15 protein-coding genes and 2 pseudogenes are annotated in these 16,334 nt (G+C 61.4%); 9 read left to right on the top strand and 8 right to left on the bottom strand.

Annotation, left to right across the window (positions count from 1 at the left end; all coding sequences use genetic code 11):
* Nucleotides 1-15: 15 nt before the first annotated feature.
* From NXC14_RS30030 to NXC14_RS30045, 5 genes and pseudogenes are all read left to right on the top strand, one after another.
* Nucleotides 16-960, top strand: coding sequence for a dihydrodipicolinate synthase family protein (locus NXC14_RS30030; protein WP_085781659.1), 945 nt, complete (start codon nt 16-18; stop codon nt 958-960).
* 115 nt (nt 961-1,075) lie between these two features.
* Nucleotides 1,076-1,206, top strand: a pseudogene (locus tag NXC14_RS33760) (ABC transporter ATP-binding protein); the annotation flags it as partial.
* 255 nt (nt 1,207-1,461) lie between these two features.
* Nucleotides 1,462-2,556 (top strand): hypothetical protein, encoded by a 1,095-nt coding sequence (locus NXC14_RS30035; protein WP_085782055.1) that lies wholly within the window; start codon nt 1,462-1,464, stop codon nt 2,554-2,556.
* 255 nt (nt 2,557-2,811) lie between these two features.
* A complete protein-coding gene (locus tag NXC14_RS30040) occupies nt 2,812-3,729 on the top strand; it encodes a DMT family transporter (RefSeq protein ID WP_085782056.1) in 918 nt (305 codons plus the stop codon).
* 341 nt (nt 3,730-4,070) lie between these two features.
* Nucleotides 4,071-5,063, top strand: a pseudogene (locus tag NXC14_RS30045) (DUF4105 domain-containing protein).
* A gap of 75 nt (nt 5,064-5,138) precedes the next feature.
* Here NXC14_RS30045 and NXC14_RS30050 read toward each other — a convergent pair.
* Complete coding sequence (locus NXC14_RS30050) at nt 5,139-6,386, bottom strand: DUF763 domain-containing protein (protein ID WP_085781660.1); 1,248 nt, start codon at nt 6,384-6,386, stop codon at nt 5,139-5,141.
* A 105-nt stretch (nt 6,387-6,491) separates the two neighbouring features.
* On the opposite strand from NXC14_RS30050, the gene NXC14_RS30055 reads away from it, so the two are divergent.
* Nucleotides 6,492-8,027, top strand: coding sequence for a phospholipase D-like domain-containing protein (locus tag NXC14_RS30055; protein WP_085781661.1), 1,536 nt, complete (start codon nt 6,492-6,494; stop codon nt 8,025-8,027).
* On the opposite strand, the gene NXC14_RS30060 is transcribed toward NXC14_RS30055, so the two are convergent.
* Nucleotides 7,974-8,933, bottom strand: coding sequence for a lysylphosphatidylglycerol synthase domain-containing protein (locus tag NXC14_RS30060; protein ID WP_085781662.1), 960 nt, complete (start codon nt 8,931-8,933; stop codon nt 7,974-7,976). The genes NXC14_RS30055 and NXC14_RS30060 overlap by 54 nt on opposite strands.
* A 116-nt stretch (nt 8,934-9,049) precedes the next feature.
* On the opposite strand from NXC14_RS30060, the gene NXC14_RS30065 reads away from it, so the two are divergent.
* Together NXC14_RS30065 and NXC14_RS33765 are read left to right on the top strand one after the other, a co-directional pair.
* A complete protein-coding gene (locus tag NXC14_RS30065) occupies nt 9,050-9,778 on the top strand; it encodes an endonuclease/exonuclease/phosphatase family protein (protein WP_085781663.1) in 729 nt (242 codons plus the stop codon).
* Between the two features lie 174 nt (nt 9,779-9,952).
* Nucleotides 9,953-10,093, top strand: a complete 141-nt coding sequence (locus NXC14_RS33765) for a hypothetical protein (RefSeq protein ID WP_245362257.1) — start codon at nt 9,953-9,955, stop codon at nt 10,091-10,093.
* 43 nt (nt 10,094-10,136) lie between these two features.
* On the opposite strand, the gene NXC14_RS30075 is transcribed toward NXC14_RS33765, so the two are convergent.
* The 5 genes from NXC14_RS30075 to NXC14_RS30095 all read right to left on the bottom strand — a co-directional run bounded on the left by NXC14_RS30075 (nt 10,137) and on the right by NXC14_RS30095 (nt 14,757).
* Nucleotides 10,137-10,388 (bottom strand): hypothetical protein, encoded by a 252-nt coding sequence (locus NXC14_RS30075; protein WP_085781664.1) that lies wholly within the window; start codon nt 10,386-10,388, stop codon nt 10,137-10,139.
* A 116-nt stretch (nt 10,389-10,504) separates the two neighbouring features.
* Nucleotides 10,505-11,017, bottom strand: a complete 513-nt coding sequence (locus tag NXC14_RS30080; protein ID WP_085781665.1) for a hypothetical protein — start codon at nt 11,015-11,017, stop codon at nt 10,505-10,507.
* 93 nt (nt 11,018-11,110) lie between these two features.
* Nucleotides 11,111-12,247, bottom strand: coding sequence for an FAD-binding oxidoreductase (locus NXC14_RS30085; protein WP_085781666.1), 1,137 nt, complete (start codon nt 12,245-12,247; stop codon nt 11,111-11,113).
* Nucleotides 12,248-12,312: 65 nt separating this feature from the next.
* The gene (locus tag NXC14_RS33910) at nt 12,313-13,851 is read right to left on the bottom strand and encodes an amino acid ABC transporter permease/ATP-binding protein (RefSeq protein ID WP_085782057.1); all 1,539 of its coding nucleotides are present in this window, start codon (nt 13,849-13,851) and stop codon (nt 12,313-12,315) included.
* A 78-nt stretch (nt 13,852-13,929) separates the two neighbouring features.
* Nucleotides 13,930-14,757 carry an ABC transporter substrate-binding protein gene (locus NXC14_RS30095; protein WP_085781667.1) on the bottom strand — a complete coding sequence of 276 codons (828 nt, stop codon included), beginning with the start codon at nt 14,755-14,757 and terminating at the stop codon, nt 13,930-13,932.
* Nucleotides 14,758-14,937: 180 nt separating this feature from the next.
* On the opposite strand from NXC14_RS30095, the gene NXC14_RS30100 reads away from it, so the two are divergent.
* Nucleotides 14,938-16,008 carry a LacI family DNA-binding transcriptional regulator gene (locus tag NXC14_RS30100; RefSeq protein ID WP_085781668.1) on the top strand — a complete coding sequence of 357 codons (1,071 nt, stop codon included), beginning with the start codon at nt 14,938-14,940 and terminating at the stop codon, nt 16,006-16,008.
* A gap of 30 nt (nt 16,009-16,038) precedes the next feature.
* Here NXC14_RS30100 and NXC14_RS30105 read toward each other — a convergent pair whose 3' ends face one another.
* Nucleotides 16,039-16,302, bottom strand: coding sequence for a hypothetical protein (locus NXC14_RS30105; protein ID WP_085782058.1), 264 nt, complete (start codon nt 16,300-16,302; stop codon nt 16,039-16,041).
* Between the last annotated feature and the right edge of the window lie 32 nt (nt 16,303-16,334).

The following is a 16,334-nucleotide window of genomic DNA, read 5'->3' on the forward strand; positions in this document are numbered from 1 at the left end:
CGACGGGGGAGAAAAATGAGCATCGCGATCATGCGCAAGGCGCTCAGGGGCGTGTCGGGCGTTCCCGTCACGGCTTATGACGCCGGGGGCGAAGTCGAGCCCCGGATTACCGCGAAGGTTTATGAACGGGTAGCCGCGGCCGGCATTCACAACATCGTCGCAGCCGGCAATACCGGGGAATTCTATGCCCTGACGCCGCAGGAGATCCGGATCGTCCACGAGGCGGCGGTTTCAGGCGTCGACGGCCGCGCGCCGGTGACGGCGGCGATCGGCCGGTCGCTGCGCGAGGCGATAGGCATGGCCAGGGATGCAGCCGCGATCGGCGCCTCCGCCGTGATGTCGCATCAGCCCGTCGATCCTTTCGCGGCACCATCGGCCCAGATCGATTATTTCTGCAATCTCGCCGATGCTTCCCCCCTGCCGCTCGTCGCCTATGTCAGGGCCGAAGGTTTCAGCGTCGCCGAGATCGTCCGCCTCGCCAACCACGGCAATATTGCCGGCATCAAGTTCGCCACGACTGATCTGATGCTGCTGTCGCGGGCGATCCCCGCCGCCGATCCGAATGGCGCGCTATTCGTCTGCGGCCTGGCGGAGAGCTGGGCGCCGACATTCACCGCAGCCGGCGCGCGCGGCTTCACCTCAGGCCTCGTCAACGTCGCCCCGAAGCTTTCGCTCGCCGTCCACGAAGCGCTTGAGAAAGGCGATTTCGCCGCGGCGAGAGCGATCGTCAACAAGCTTGAACCCTTCGAGCGGATGCGCACCAAGTTCCGCAACGGCGCGAACGTCACCGTCGTCAAAGAGGCCGTCACCTATTCCGGCCTCGATGCTGGCCCGGTGCGCGTGCCGGGATTGACGCGGCTAGACGCGCAGGATCGCGACGAGCTGCATCGGCTGCTTCGCGGTTGGGAGGCCGAGGGCGACATTCAAACGGACTGGCGGGACGTCAAGGCAGCGGGCTGAATTCGAACATCATTCCCGCACCCCTATACGCATGGGCTGCCGGCTTCCCTGCCGAAGATCGAGTATCCGCCGGCCCGACTGCCGATCCTGAAGCGCGATCCCGATTTCGCAGTGGAGCCGCGTCGCCATCATGGAAACGGGTGAGATCGTCGAACAGGTCGATATTGAAGCCTTGTGAAAGGCGCGGTCGAACATCCCTATTCGCAACGCTTGCTGCGGGCGAGCCGTATGTATGGTCGGGTCTAGCTCTCCTCCTCTTCCAGAGAAAAGCTGGCAGTCCGCTTCAGCCTCAGTGCACAGTCCCCAATGGTCACCGCCCGCGTAGCTCCATAGTGCCCTCAGTTTTTTGTGAAGAGGTGCCGGCATCGAGAGACAACCAGAGTGACACTTGACCCGCGCACAATGTATCAATGCGATCATTACCGCGAAGCTGTCACCCGCTTCGATCAAAATTCTTATCGGGCGTATTCTCAGCCCCAATATTCGAAAGGCGTCATTCTCGTGCCTGCCCTCGTTCTTCCCAGCCGCCCTTTATCGCTTGCACCTGATGTGATCTCCACGCCGCGGGCTTACTTCTGGGCCACTCCCGTCATCGCGGCACTGGCGGTGTTTATAGTCACCTGGCAAGCGCCCGGCGTCATCAGGGATTTTCAGATCAGCCAAAATCCGTTGGCCCTTGAGAATGGTGACGTCCAAAGCGGGAGATGCACGACACGCAAGCTCTTCTTTACTGACTGTGAGGCGCGCCTCGTCTACAATTACGACGGCCGCAAATACGACACGGAAGCCGAAGTGATGTTCGTCGATTTTCATACCGGCGACTATGAAACCGGCGTGGTGATCTCGGCCGATCATCCGGAATTGGCGACAATGAGCCTCGGTCTTGACAAGCTCTGGAACCGGATCATAACCCTCACCGTATTTGCCCTGTTTCTTGGCAGCATGAGCCTTGGAACACTGTTCCAGGCCCTGCGGATATGGAGGGTCAAACGGCATCTGCGCCAGCCGGCGTTCTTGGATACCATACCGGTGGAAATTGCTGCGTTTCATCGCAAGCGCAACATTCTTTCCGTCACCTACAATGACAAGATCGCCAACGGTCGGACTGGTCGATCAGCCTACACCCAGATGAAGGGAGGTCAGGAGCCTTTGATTGTGGGGGAGGCAAACGGCAAAGCCGTGGGCTTGGCGGTCCGGCATGGCAGGACAGCGCTGCCAGTGCTTCTGGATGATCGTCTGCAGCGTATCGGGCTGACGGATGACGAGCGAAAGGTTGCGCTTGCGCAATTCTCCCAGCTCGGCGGTGGCCAGACTGTGCCGGTCTTGATCGGCAAGCGCGGAAAAACGATGTCAGTCGCGGGCCGGCTGCGGCTGTTTTTCGGCACCCTCCTCTTGATCCTGGCCGGCTTCATCGGTTTCTGGCTTTGGTATGTGACGAGTGCCAGCACACCTTTCCAGTCGCCGGGGATGGATATCAACAATCTCATGCCGACACCATTGAACAAATGGGGATGCATTCAATTGCGGAAGCGGTTCGGCCAGGATCGAGCTCCGTTCGGATGCGTTGCTGACGATTACACAAGCTGGAAATACTGAAGACAGGCCGGGCCTCCCGCTCGCGCTCAACCTGACGGACACTGGCGCAGTTTGGCCAGCATAGAGCGCCGTGCGTCCTTCGGACGCACGATGGACGCTCTAATACTATAGAACAACGCATCGTGTTTTCCGAAAACCGATTCCGCCTTTCGAACCTATGCGCTGATGCAGCGCAGGATGGTTCACATCGGCAGCGTTAGGGTCGAATCCGCACCTGGCCGCGCACGCGCGGCCGTTTTTGCGAGGATGCGAGAGATGAAGACGAAGGCGGCTGTCGCCAATGCCGGAAACCTGATCATGACGGGCGTCGTGCTGATGCTGCTCGGCGATCTGCTGTTTGCCCTGAATGATGCGATGGGCAAATGGCTGGTGGCAAGCTTTGCCGTCGGCCAGGTGCTGGTGATCCGCTCGGTCGGCGCCTTCATCGTCCTGGGGCCGATGATCCTGCGGCAAGGGCCAATGGCCCTCCTCCGCGTCGAGCAGAAAGGCTTGCAGTTCATGCGGGTCGTCCTGGCGACCGGCGATGTCGCGCTGTTCTACGCGGCCGTCGCCTATCTGCCGCTCGCCGATGTCATGACCTTCTATATGGCGGGGCCGATCTATATTGCGGCGCTCTCGCATTTCTTTCTCGGGGAAAAGATCGGCTGGCGCCGCTGGCTCGCCGTTCTGGTTGGCTTCGCCGGCGTCGTTATCGCACTGCGCCCTTCGACGGCGATGCTGTCGCTTCCCTCTCTCTTCGGCCTCGCCGGCAGCTTTTCCTTCGCGCTGTCACTGGTGATGAGCCGCTACCTTCGCTCGACCAGCGACACGACGCTGGTGACATGGCAAACGGTCGCCGCCCTTGCCACCGGCATCGTGCTCAGCATCGGCAACTGGCAGCCGGCAACATCAATCGATTGGGCCGGCATGCTGCTGCTCGGCATCGTCGCCACCTGCGCGCATCTGCTCATCACCCGCTCGCTCAAGCTCGCGCCGGCGTCGCTGCTGGCGCCGCTGCAATATACGCTGCTGCTCTGGGCGATCGTACTGGGCTACATCTTCTTCAATGACATTCCCGATGCGCAGATCATCGTCGGCGCCGCAATCATCGTCTTTGCCGGTCTTTTCATCTTCCACCGGAAGAACCTGAAGGAGACGGTGCCGTCGGAAGCCGTCCCCCCGGACGGGCACTGACAAACCGGATCGGCGTCTTGCCGGGAAGGATCATCTTGCTGGCGCCGTTCCGGCGGGCAAGGACCTAATATTCGACTGTCGTCAGCACGTAACACCCTTTTGTTTTGTCCGATACGGACTGGACAAGCGTCCTCGGTTCAAGACAGATTGTTCTGCCCGTCACGAGAGCCGCGTCTCCGGATAAATACGCCTTCTCGGCCCTCGTCACATGCCCGGGACATCGAATTCATCGATTGACCTTCAACCAAGGCTAGGAAGGCGTCATGAGTTTCAACAACAGCCAAAGTGCATCAAGATCTGCAGGCCGCGGACGGCGGCAAGCGCCCCTGCTCGTTCGCATAATGTTCTGGGCTGCAAAGGCTGTCTTCTGGTTAGCGTTTCTGCTGGCGACCATATGGGCCTCTCTCGCGCTATTTTATCGTCTGCCTGTTTCCCTGCCGATCCGACAGGTCGCAGCAGGAGTCCTCGCATCGGTCGGTGTAGCCGCGGCAGTTTCCATAATCTGGAAGCCACGCTCCTTGGTTATCCTTCCTTTCGTCCTATGCTTTGCAGGCATCGCCGTGTGGTGGAACTCAATCAAGCCGCCGGTGACGGCCGACTGGGCGGGAGACGTCGCCAGGCAGGTGACAGGCACGGTCAACGGCAACATCCTCACGCTGACCAATGTCAGAAATTTCACCTGGAAAACGGATGGCGGTTTTGTGGAGAAATGGGAGTCGCGCACCTACGACCTGAACACGCTCAGGAGCCTCGATTTGTTCATGTCATATTGGGCAGGGCCCGAGATGGCACACATGATCCTGAGTTTCGGGTTCGATGACGACCAATACCTGGCATGGTCGATCGAAGTGCGGAGGACGGCGGGGGGCAAATTCTCTCCGATCGGCGACCTCTTCAAAAGCAATCCCCTCGTCATCATCGCGGCCACCGAAAGCGACGTCATTCTTGTTCGATCCAACATACGCGGCGAGGACGTTCAGCTTTTTCGCATGGGCGTTCCGCCGGCCAATGCCACTCGCCTTCTCCTGCAATATGTGAGCGATGCGAACACGCTCGCCGAACACCCGCGCTTCTACAACTCGCTCACTACCAACTGCACCACGACTGCCGCCAAAATGATGCGGGCCGTCGGCGCTGCATTTCCGTTCGATTGGCGGCTGATCGTGAACGGTTACCTTCCGGAATTCGCCTATGACCGGAAAGCACTCGACATGAAGCTACCTTTTGAGTAGTTGAAAGCGGCGGCGCATATCGCCGCACGGGCAAAAGGTGCCGGCGCCTCCGACGATTTTTCGAAAGTGATCCGTGAGGGTGTGCCTTCACCGGGCGATTGAACAGCGCATCGGCCTGAAAATCCGAATCGATGGCATGATGCCGCCCGAAATCGCTGAGACATTCGCCGTCATGCCCTAATCCTCAGCCCCGGGAGGCTCCCAGCCGAAGACGCTGCGGCCGCCGAAATCGGCGGATTGGCGGAATTCGCCGGCGATGATCTCTTTGAGATCGGGACCCGTGACATAGCGTTCCATCTGCCGCGATTGCTCGTCCAGGCGCTTCAGCGCCTGCAGCTCCTCTTCACGCCCGAGCCTGCCCTTCAGCACCGCCGATTTCATCACGCCGATCGTTTCGTCATAGACCTTGAGCGGTACCGGGAAGGGATGGCGATCCTTGCCGCCATGGGCGATCGAGAAGCGCGCCGGGTCGGAAAAACGGCAGGGCGCGCCGTGTACCACTTCCGCCACCATCGCCAGCGCCTTCACCGTCCGGGCGCCGACGCCTGGAACGAGGAGCAACTCCTGAAAATCCACCGGCCCGCGGTCGGCCGCTGCCGCCAGATTTCCATGCAGGCGACGCATGTGGACATCGCTCTCGCGCACGTCGTGATGAGCGGGCATGATGAGATGCGGCAGCATCGGCTGTGCAGCGGGTTCGGGCGCCGGCTCCTCCACACGCATCAGCGCGGCCGCCTCGCGGATGATTCTGTCGGGGCCGAGGGTCGCGAGCAGATCCAGCTGGCCGCGCCGCGAGCGCTCTGCGCGTTTGTCGGCGAGATTGACGATTTCGCCCTGACTTCTGCCTTCAATTGCTGCATGCGGCGAGTCGACGAAACTTTCGAGCCCTTCGGAGAGCCAGTGATAACGCCGCGCCTGCCGTCTGTCACCGTTCATGCCCTGCTGCACCACCACCCAATGGCCGTCATCGGCGACGATGAAGCCGTGAAGATAAAGGTCGAAGCCGTCCTGAAGCGCGGCGCTGTCGACCTTGGCGATGAGGCGGCTCGTCGTCGCAAGCCCCTCGCCGTCGAGACCGACGCGCTCGCCGATCGAGACGAGCTCCTGCGGGGTTCTGCGTGAATGCGCCCCGCGTCCGCCGCAGACATGCAGGCCGAGCTCACCGGCGCGCGGCTTCAGCCCGCGCTTCAATGCACCGAGAACGCTTGTCGTAATGCCGGAGGAATGCCAATCCATGCCCATGACCGCGCCGAAGGACTGGAACCAGAAAGGGTGGGCGAGCCGGCGCAGGAATTCATCGCGGCCATAATGATGAACGATTGCTTCTGTGATCAGCGTTCCCAGCCGCGTCATTCGGTCGCCAAGCCAATGCGGCACGCGTCCCCCGTGAAGGGGAAGGTCGGCACTGCCTGCTCGTCGTGACATTTCTTTTCCTACATTTTCTATGCCCGTCCGCCCCGGCAGCAGCGTCCTGATCGGAACCGCGCGAAATTTCAGGCGTTTGCATTCAGTCAAATCGCAGAGGCAAACATGACCGCATTTCAAACCATGTCCGATCAACCGTACCTAACCCGAACAAAAGCGCAACATCCGAGCGGCGAAAAAGAGGGATCTACGGCATTGCGGCTCCAGGGACGTGCGGACAAAGCCGCCTTTCTGATCAATGGCAACACATATTTCGCCGAAGTCTCGCGGGCGCTGCGGCAGGCCCGCCGCAATGTGTGGATCATTGGGTGGGATTTCCATCCCAATATTCGGATGGAGCCCGAAAAGTCCGACGAAACCTTGGCCGACCTGCTGCATGCGCTGGCAGCGGAAAATCCCGAGCTCGAAATTCGCATCCTTATCTGGGCGCTTGGGCCGATCTATTCGGACAAATCGATCGATCTGCTTCGAAAGAAGAATTTTCCCAGAAATGCCAGAATCGATTTGCGTTTTGCTCTTCAAGGGGCGCTGCGCGGCTGTCATCACCAGAAGCTCGTCTGCATCGACGACGCGGTCGCCTTCATCGGCGGCATAGACTTGACGGCACGACGATGGGATACGAGGCGCCATCGTGCCAGAGACAGGCTGCGGCGCGATCCCGAGGGCGCCCCTTACGACCCGCTCCACGACGTGCAGGCAATGGTCACGGGTGACGCCGCCCGGCTGATCGGCGATATCGCCAGGCGGCGCTGGGAGGAAGCCACCGGCGAAAAGCACCTGGCGCTCGCCGACAACATGCCGTTCGCCTGGCCGGATACCCTTTCCGTTTCGCTGCGGGACGTCCCTGTGGGTTTCGCCCTGACAGAGCCGGCGACCACCTGGCGTAGCGGCATCAGCGACGGCATCGCCTCGACCTTGGAGATCATCGCCCGAGCCCGGCGCCAGCTCTACATCGAGGCGCAATATCTCGCCTCCTTCCGGGTTGCCGACGCCATCGCCGCACGATTACAGGAAAGGGACGGGCCGGAGGTGGTCGTCATCTGCACGCGCAGCTCTCACGGACTGATCGAAAAGCTCGTCATGGGCGGCAATCGCGACCGTGTCATCCGCCGCCTCAAACGCGCCGATCGCGCCAACCGCCTGCGGGTCTACTACCCCGTCGTGCCCGGGCCGAAAGTGCCGGGGCCTGAAGCCCCCCGGCAGTCAGCGCAGGCGGACAGCGAAGTTGAGGTGCTCATCCATTCGAAACTGATGATCGCCGACGACGAGCTGGTCCGCATCGGCTCTTCCAATCTCAACAATCGTTCGGAAGGGCTTGATTCGGAATGCGATCTGCTGTTCGAGGCTGTAAACGCAGACCATCGTCGCGCCATTTCGGAGCTGCGCGATCGGCTGCTGGCGGAATATCTCGGGACGGCCCCCGAGACTTTTGCCGTCGCCTTCGGGCGAAGCGGCTCGATGATCGGGGCGATTGACGCGCTGAACGGCGGCGCTCGTGGCCTCAGGGAATTTGCCGTCGAATTGTCAGGCAGCATCTCGCCGATCACCGGCACCGCGATCTTCGACCCGGCCCGGCCCTTCCTCCTCTTACACCGACTGGGCCTCGGCGCTCTCGTCCGCCTCTTCACCCGCACGGCTTGAGCGCCGGAAGATGAGTTCGATGCTCAGGAGAAGCGACGTGCCGAGCGCCAGCGGGATGAAAAAATAGGCGCAGCGGAAGGCGATCAGCGCACCGATCGACGCCTGCTGCGGCACGACATGGGAGACGGTCGCCTCCAGCACGCCGAGACCGCCGGGGACATGCGTCGCAAGGATCGCCGAATTGGCCAGCACGTAAGCCGTAACCGACCGGAAAAAAGCAACGTCGCCGAAGGTCGAAAGCATCTGGTGCAGGCAAGCGGACACCAGCATGAAGTTGACTGTCCCGACGCCCACCTGCGCCACGGCGATCGAAAAGCGTGGCAGTTGAAACGACCAGCGCCAAAGCCGCAGCTTGCCGCGGACGAAAAACGCCAGGCCCGCATAGACCACAGGCACGATCAGGGCCAGCACCCCGAAGATGCGGGCGCTTCCCGCATCGACGCGCATGAGGCGTGCCGCGTCGGAAGGATTAATGATCAGCGCAAGGCCGCCGAGCGTGACGAGCCCAAGTCCGACGGTGACGCCGCAAAACAGGATAATCTTCGCCACGTCCTCCGTCGTCAGCCCCCAGCGCGAATAGTACCGATAACGGAAGGCGCCGCTGCTCAGGCCGGCAAAGCCGATATTGTGGCCGAGCGAAAGGCTGATGAACGATGCCAGCACGATTTTGCGATAGGGCAAGGATTTGCCGAGCGAACGGATCGCCAGGAGATCAAAACAGCTGAGGCAGAGATAGGATGCCGCCACGAAGACGAGCGCCGTGAGGAACGTCGAAAGAGGAATGCTTCGAACCGATTGAACGATCTCATCGAGGCTATATTGTTGGAAGATCCGGTAGAGAAGAAAGACCGCAAGACAAAGGGCAGCCACGAGCAGTCCGTTCATGATAATGCTTTTCAGGCTCATCGATCATCCATTTTAAAAGTGCGGGCGACAGGCCCTATCATCCGGAACGATCAAATGAGTTCCGTGTTCCCCCGGGGGAAGAAAACCTCCCGCGCGATCAAGCTTCCAACGGGCCCATGCCGGATAAATCAATCAAATTGCTCACTTATAACGTGCACAGCTGCATCGGCAGCGACCGGAAACTCGATCCCGGCCGCATCGCTTCCGTCATCGCCGCGACGGAGGCAGATATCATTGCGCTTCAGGAGGTCGACGTCGGCAGGCGCAGGACCGGCGGCATCGACCAGGCGCACGTGATCGCTTCGCTCTTGAAGATGCAGGCGCATTTCCATCCGGCGCTGTCGATTGCCGAAGAACAGTACGGCGATGCGATCATCACCGCCCTTCCGACAGGCGCGATCAAGGCAGGCCCCCTGCCCTCCGTCGGCGAAGCCCGGGGCGCGCTTTCCGTCGAAGTCACGGCGGGCGACAGGAAGCTGCTCGTCGTCAACACCCATCTCGGCCTTCGCGGCCGCGAACGGATCCGGCAGATGACGACGCTGCTCAATTCCGGCTGGCTGCACGGCACGGCAGAAGCGCCCCTTCCTGCCGTCCTCTGCGGCGACTTCAACTCCATTCCCTCTTCCGCGAGCTACCGGCTCGCCGCGCGAACGCTGAAGGATGCGCAACTCACCGGGCCTGGCGCGCCGAGAGCGACCTTTCCCTCCCGCTATCCGCTGATGCGCCTCGACCACATCTTCGTCACCGACGACCTCGTCGTGAAAAAGGCGGTCGTTCTGGAAAACCGCCTGACGCGGATCGCCTCGGACCATCTTCCACTGCTGGCAGAAATCGGTTTTGCCTGATCGCTCCGCCGCGCCTGAGCGGCATGCCCTGATATGCGGTGGAAAACGACGTTGAACCCTTATCGGGGCTACATGTGAAACGGATATTTCACGCAATGGCGCACGTGTCGTTCGCGAAACGAGCGAAGTGCTCGACAGCATCTCCGCTAAAGTGGTCACCGCATCCGAGCAGAGATGACGCAGCAGAATGCCGCCATGGTCGCAGAAACCGGTGCGGCGCCGAAGGAACTTGCCGATGAGACCAGAACGCTTCTGCGGCTGATCGACCAGTTCCAGCTGGATGAAGCCAGCGCAGGCTGCGTTGCCGCCGCTTAGAGCGATGCTCCGTCTTGTTGCGATGCTCAAACGTGTGCGGGCGTCAGTGGCGGCTGTAGAGCGGCGGCGCCACGTCTTCCTCGGCGAGTTCCGGGTAGAGATGTCTGCGCGTGCGGGCGAGTGCTTCCGCCTCCCGGCGGTTCCGCTCCAGCAACGTGGCAGTAACGTCCTTGTACGGTTCGCCCTCCGATACGGCGACGCGGACAGTTCCGCCCTGCGAGAGGAAGTCGCAGAACGATCGTACCGAGCGAAGACGCGTCGTAATCTCGACATAGCGAGCGTCGTGTCCAGCCATGTTTGCCTCCGTTAAAATGGTAGATGTCACGAACACTTCGGCGAGATGATGGCGTCCCTTCCATGGTGAAGAAACCGACGCGCGATCTCACCCAAACCCATCCGTGCCTGCTGCCATCACCGCCGGGCGAGCTTTCGATTCATCGCAGCGACGGCCAAGGGTAACGCCGTTGTCACCACGCTTCCCCAAGGCAGCCGTCTCAGCCCCCTTGTGATGACGAAGGCACCCGCCATCGCGCCGGCGAGCTTCAGCCACGGTTGATCGCCGAGCTGGGCATGGGCGCTGGAATCAGCCCAACGGACGTTTTCGGTGACAACCGCCGCGGCCTGGCGTCTGATTCCATGAAGGCGAGCGCGAAGGATTTCGAGTTCCCACTTCAATTCCTGCAGTCGGCTTTCCAGGATCTGCTCCCCGGAAGTCGGCACCGATTCTGCCACGTGATTTTCGGGCGGTGCTGACGCATCTCCGCCCAATGTGGCAAAGTAGGCGCGGTATTCGGCCTCGCTCGCGAACCCCTCACGCCGAACGAGATCCGGATTGATGGTTGGTTCTTCTCCATTCGGCATTGAAGCGGCGGCATCGCCGCGATCATTTTCGGCGCCGAAGGCGGCGGCCTCATCCTTGATCATGATGCGTCTCCCATTGGTTCCTTTCGGCAGAACGTTCGATGGTTCAAATTGATCCGTCCGCCGTCAGGCTGGCGGCCATCCGCATCGCGGCTGTCACCGGGACGCCGCGCTGAAGCGCTCAGGGCGGAAGTCGGAAAGCAGCGGATGGCGGCGGCCCATGGCGATCTCGTCCGCCAGCAGTTCGCCGGCGATCAGGCCAAGGGTGGCGCCGCTATGGCTGAAGGCGACGAAATAACCCGGAATCGATGACAGCTCGCCGAAAACCGGCTCGCCATCACCCGGAATCGGTTTCGGACCGACCCCATAATCTTCGATCTCAAGGACCGGATTGCCTTCGAGGACTCTCGACGCCTCTCGCAGCAGTCCCTGCAGCGTCGATTGCCTGACATTGTAGCTGCCGTCGGGGTTGGCGCTCACCTCTTCCTCCGACCAGGCGGAATCGAGTGCGAAGCCGCCATTGGGCATCGGTCGAATGGCGATGCGCGGGGTGTTGAGCACGGCCTTCAGCGGGTGGCTGATCGGCTTTGTCCTGACAAGAAGGGCGATGGGTGTCGAATCCTCGATCTGCTGGCCAGCCTCAGCAACAATTGCGGGAACCTTGCTGCCTGCAGCAAGTAGCACGGCGTCGGCGTCGTAACGCGCGCCGTCCGCCGTGATTACGCCGTGGGCGCGCCCGTTGCTGACATCGACCGCCGCGCGTCCGGCATCCGTGATGATCTCGCCGCCAAGCGCACGGAATTCTTCCGCAAGCCTGCCGATCAGAGATGGAAGATCGACCCACCCCTCCCCCGGGTTGAAGATTGCGCCTTGCGGCGTCACAGCGCTCGGGTCGACGCCGGGCGTCACCGCAGCGATCTTCTCCGGGGTGAGCCATTGAGCGTGATAGCCGAGGTCACGTTCATGGTCGAAGATTTCGGCGATCTCATTGCTGGCGTCGTCCGCATCCCAGGTCAGCCCGCCGTCAAAGCGCAGCCATGAGGCATCGGGGTATCGAGCAGCCAGCGTGCGATAGCGGTCAATGCCTGCCAGACGCAGCCGGTGATAGGCATCGGAGCGTTTTCGCGCCGAGTTCAGCCAAGCGAGAGATCGGCCGGAGGCACCGTTGGCAAGCGCGCCGTCATTGACAAGCAGTGTATCAACCCCGAGTCGAGCCAAATGGAGCGCAGTCGAGACGCCGAAAATCCCGCCGCCGACGACAACGACCTTCGAAGGTTTGGTGTAAGCATTCATGTCGGGTACCCTATTCCTGCTCTTGTTTGATCGAACCGAATTGCGCGCGTTGAAGGCCTGGCGCCTCAGAGAACTTCCGCAAGGAAGCGCTTCAGCCGCTCGCTTTGCGGATTGTCGAAAATCTGCTGCGGCGAGCCGGCTTCGATGATACGGCCCTCGTCCATGAAGACCACTTGGTCGGCCACGCGGCGGGCAAATCCCATCTCATGCGTCACGACGGCCATGGTCATGCCCTGACGGCCGAGCGTCGCCATCAGGTCGAGCACGCCCTTCACCAATTCGGGATCTAGCGCGCTCGTCACCTCGTCGAACAGGATGACCTCCGGATCCATGGCCAGCGCCCGAGCGATCGCGACGCGCTGCTGCTGCCCGCCGGAAAGGCCCGCCGGCCGGTGATCTCCGCGCGCGGCCAGACCGACATCGGCCAGGCGCGCCTCGGCGACGCGTCGCGCCTGCTGCCTCGGCATCTTTTTGATCTTCGTCAGCGCAAGCATGACGTTTTCGAGAGCGGTGTGATCGGGAAACAGGTTGAAGTGCTGGAACACCATGCCGACCCGGCGACGAAGCTTTTCCGGCCTTATTGTCAGGATGCTTTCGCCGTCGAGCCGTATGTCGCCACCCTTCGGCTCGACAAGCCTGTTCATGCAACGCAGCAGCGTTGATTTTCCTGAGCCGGAAGGGCCGATGATGCAAGTGACGGTTCCGGCGGGGATATCGAGATCGACACCCTTGAGTACCTCGAACTCGCCGTAGGACATGCTCAAATCCCGGATTTGCAGGGTACCGCCCCTGAAATGCCGGTGATCGCAGCTCGCGACGTCGACGATGGAGTGGGGACCGGCTGCCGCCGCAAGCTCGCTCACCTCGACCAATCCGCTCGCAGGACTGGGACCGCGCCCCTGCTTACCCAATCGCAGCCTCGCATCGATATAATTGACGAAATGGGTCAGCGGCACGGTGATCACGAGGTAGAAAACGCCTGCCAGCAGCAGCGGCGACAGATTGCCGGTCACCACCGCCTGGTCTTGCCCAACGCGGAATATCTCCCGCTCGGAGGCGAGCAATCCGAGGAAATAAACGAGGCTCGAATCCTTGACGTTGCCGATGAACTGGTTGACCAGCGCCGGCAGTACGCGCCTGATGCCCTGCGGTATGACGATCAGGCGCATGCCTTGCCCGTAGCTCATGCTGAGCGCCCGGCAGGCCTCCATCTGCCCACGCTCGACGCTTTGGATGCCCGAGCGAAAGATTTCGCCGATATAAGCGCCGGCGATCAGGCTGAGCGCAAGAATTCCCAGCGGGAACGGAGAGGGACCGAAGATATCGCGTCCGATCCGGGCAAAGCCCTGGCCGATGATCAGGATCGTGACGATCGCCGGCAGCCCGCGAAAGATATCTGTATAGATGCGCGCCGGGAGCCGCAGCCACCGAGATTGAGAGATACCCATCACGGCAAGAACCATGCCGATGATGACGCCGAGCACGGTCGAAGCCGCGGCCAGGATCAAAGTATTCTTCAGGCCGACATTGATCATGCTCGGCAGCACGTCCGCCATCGCCTCCCAGTCGAGGAAGCTGCGGCGCAGATTCTCAAGCCAATTCATAAAAATCCCCATCGAAGCCCTTGCCGGGCGTGCCGCCATCGAGGTCAGCCGCCCGTTTTTGACGGACGGCTCGCGGCCTCACTTCTTGGGGAGATATTGATCCGGCATCGGCGAGCCCGGGAACCACTTCTCATAGAGGGTCTTCCAGGTGCCGTCCTGCATTGCCTCGTGAAGGGCGCCGTTCAGTGCCGTGCGGAACGTATCGTTGCCCTTCCTGATCACAAAGCCCGCCGGCGCATCGAAGGACGGGATGTTGACGGCGACTTTCAGCGCAGGATAGCGCTCACCATATTGTTTGGCCGCCTCGTAGTCGAGGAAATGCGCATCGATCGTGCCGTTGTTGAGTGCGGCGACGGCGGAATTGTTGTCGGGAAATTTCACGAGATCGGTCTCGCCAAAATTCTTGGCGGCGTAGACTTCCTGCAAGGTTCCCTGCACGACGCCGAGCCGCTTGCCCTTCAGCCCGGCCGCGTCCTTGATGGCGGCGTCCGACGTCAGCACCGAGAGATAACCGGCGAGATAGCCGTCGGAGAAGTCGACGGTCTTCTTGCGGGCTTCGGTGGTTCCGATCGCGGCGACGGCAACGTCGAACCGCTCGTTGGCAACCGATGGCAGCAGGGCGGAAAATTCCTGGCCGGTGAAAGTCACCTTGTCCTTCGCAAAGCCGAGCCGGGACACGACGTTGAGAAACAGTTCGATGTCGAAACCGGTAAACTGGCCATCCGCGGTCGCGAATGTATAGGGCTTGGCATCGCCCATCGTGCCGACGCTAATGACGCCGGGCTCGATCAGATTGTAGGGATTGTCGGCCGCTGCTGCGAAGCCGACTCCCATCGCCAGAAAGCAGGCCGCGAGACCGGCTTGCAGAGGCGCAATGACTGCCGGAAGTGATTCAAAAAACTTCATGTTCGTTCTCCGCTCCGAAGGAATGCTCTTGTCGGCATTAGCTGTTTATCCGCACTTGCCGCCGTTCTGCAGCAAGACTGTCCGCAAAGATACCGGTCTCCAATAAAAAGAGACCGGTCTCACAACAGATTTGATAACTGTCAATTGACCGCCCGTCAACAACTCTTGTAGTGCTGCGGCATGGAAGATTCCGCTGCTCCGAAACGTTCAGTCACGGTCGCCGACGTCGCGAAAGCGGCACGAGTGTCGAAAGCGACGGCCGCCCGCGTGCTCGGCGGCTACGGCGTCGTCAGCGGCAAGATCAAGGATCAGGTCATGGCGGCGGCGACGGCTCTCGAATACCGGCCGAACGAACTTGCGCGCAGCATGAGCACCGGCCGGTCCGGCATCATCGGGATCGTCGTCGGCGATATCGAAAACGCCTTCTTCAGTCTGGCGGTGCGCGGCATCAGCGATGCGGCTCGGCTCGCCGGCTTCGATGTGATCATCTCCAATTCGGGCGAGAAGCTCGAATCGGAGAAATCAGCCGTCGACCTCCTGATCGGCAAGCGTGTCGACGGCCTGATCGTGACGCCCGCCCGCTGTGACAGCTTCGACCATCTCCGACACGTCGGCCGCGCCGGTATGCCGCTGGTCCTCTTCGACCGGAGCATCGCGGAGCTCGATGTCGACGCCGTGACCGGCGATGATCGCGAGGCCGCCATCGCCGCGGCCCGGTTTATGGTCGACGCAGGACATCGACGTCTCGCTTACGTCTCGGCCATGGACGCTGAGGACGGCGGAGTGACCGATATCAGCCGGATATCGAATTCTGCCGTGCGTGAACGCGTGGAAGGCTTCATGAGCGTGCTGACGGAAGCGGGCTTGCCCGACCCCGTTCACTATGTGAGGCTTGGCGCGACCGATCAACCGCAGACGGACGCCGTGATCAAACGCCTGCTGGCGGACCCATTGCCGCCAACCGCGGTCCTCGCATCGGACAGCCTGGTGGGGCTGCGCGTCTTCAAGTCGCTGCAATCACTCGGTCTCTCAATTCCCGGCGATATCTCGATGATTTCCTTCCTGGATGCCGATTGGACTAGCGTGACCGTGCCGCCGATTACCGTCGTCGACCAGCGCGTCTACGAGATGGGCAAACTCGCCGGCGAGCGGCTCGTCTCCCGCATCGAACAGATCCCCCTTGCCGTTGAACGGCTGCGGGTCAGCACGAGCCTCGTCATCCGCAGCTCGGTCGCAAGGATTGGCGGGTGAGCTTGTTCCAAAGCAGGAATGAAGCGGCGTCTAATCGAAAAGCTCGCCGTGGCCGATCTGCTCCCGCTTCCCCGGCACGTCGCTAATCACGGGATCGTCGGCAGGATCTGGATCTTTTTTATTTGCTTCGGTCAAAAATCGCGCCGCCTCGAGGAATGCGACCGAGATTTCCTCGGTTCCCCATCCGGCTTCGTTGGCGGCTGCAATCAGCCTCTCCAAAGCGTCGCGCGCAGCAGCACTTGCTTCTTCGAAGCGCTGAGCGGGAGCCTCGGTTTTCGGCGGTGGAAAGGTCATCGGCGTTCCCTCCATAGTCTGACTATCAGAAT

It is taken from the genome of Rhizobium sp. NXC14 (assembly GCF_002117485.1).
Classification (GTDB): Bacteria; Pseudomonadota; Alphaproteobacteria; order Rhizobiales; family Rhizobiaceae; genus Rhizobium.

Bases quoted from the DNA above. Each gene is read 5' to 3' on its own strand.
- NXC14_RS30050 (WP_085781660.1), bottom strand. From the start codon at position 6,386: ATGTCACGACGAGCAGGCAGTGCCGACCTTCCCCTTCACGGGGGACGC.
- NXC14_RS30055 (WP_085781661.1), top strand. From the start codon at position 6,492: ATGACCGCATTTCAAACCATGTCCGATCAACCGTACCTAACCCGAACA.
- NXC14_RS33765 (WP_245362257.1), top strand. From the start codon at position 9,953: ATGACGCAGCAGAATGCCGCCATGGTCGCAGAAACCGGTGCGGCGCCG.
- NXC14_RS30095 (WP_085781667.1), bottom strand. From the start codon at position 14,757: ATGAAGTTTTTTGAATCACTTCCGGCAGTCATTGCGCCTCTGCAAGCC.
- NXC14_RS30060 (WP_085781662.1), bottom strand. From the start codon at position 8,933: ATGAGCCTGAAAAGCATTATCATGAACGGACTGCTCGTGGCTGCCCTT.
- NXC14_RS30075 (WP_085781664.1), bottom strand. From the start codon at position 10,388: ATGGCTGGACACGACGCTCGCTATGTCGAGATTACGACGCGTCTTCGC.
- NXC14_RS30065 (WP_085781663.1), top strand. From the start codon at position 9,050: ATGCCGGATAAATCAATCAAATTGCTCACTTATAACGTGCACAGCTGC.
- NXC14_RS33910 (WP_085782057.1), bottom strand. From the start codon at position 13,851: ATGAATTGGCTTGAGAATCTGCGCCGCAGCTTCCTCGACTGGGAGGCG.
- NXC14_RS30100 (WP_085781668.1), top strand. From the start codon at position 14,938: ATGGAAGATTCCGCTGCTCCGAAACGTTCAGTCACGGTCGCCGACGTC.
- NXC14_RS30105 (WP_085782058.1), bottom strand. From the start codon at position 16,302: ATGACCTTTCCACCGCCGAAAACCGAGGCTCCCGCTCAGCGCTTCGAA.
- NXC14_RS30040 (WP_085782056.1), top strand. From the start codon at position 2,812: ATGAAGACGAAGGCGGCTGTCGCCAATGCCGGAAACCTGATCATGACG.
- NXC14_RS30030 (WP_085781659.1), top strand. From the start codon at position 16: ATGAGCATCGCGATCATGCGCAAGGCGCTCAGGGGCGTGTCGGGCGTT.
- NXC14_RS30080 (WP_085781665.1), bottom strand. From the start codon at position 11,017: ATGATCAAGGATGAGGCCGCCGCCTTCGGCGCCGAAAATGATCGCGGC.
- NXC14_RS30085 (WP_085781666.1), bottom strand. From the start codon at position 12,247: ATGAATGCTTACACCAAACCTTCGAAGGTCGTTGTCGTCGGCGGCGGG.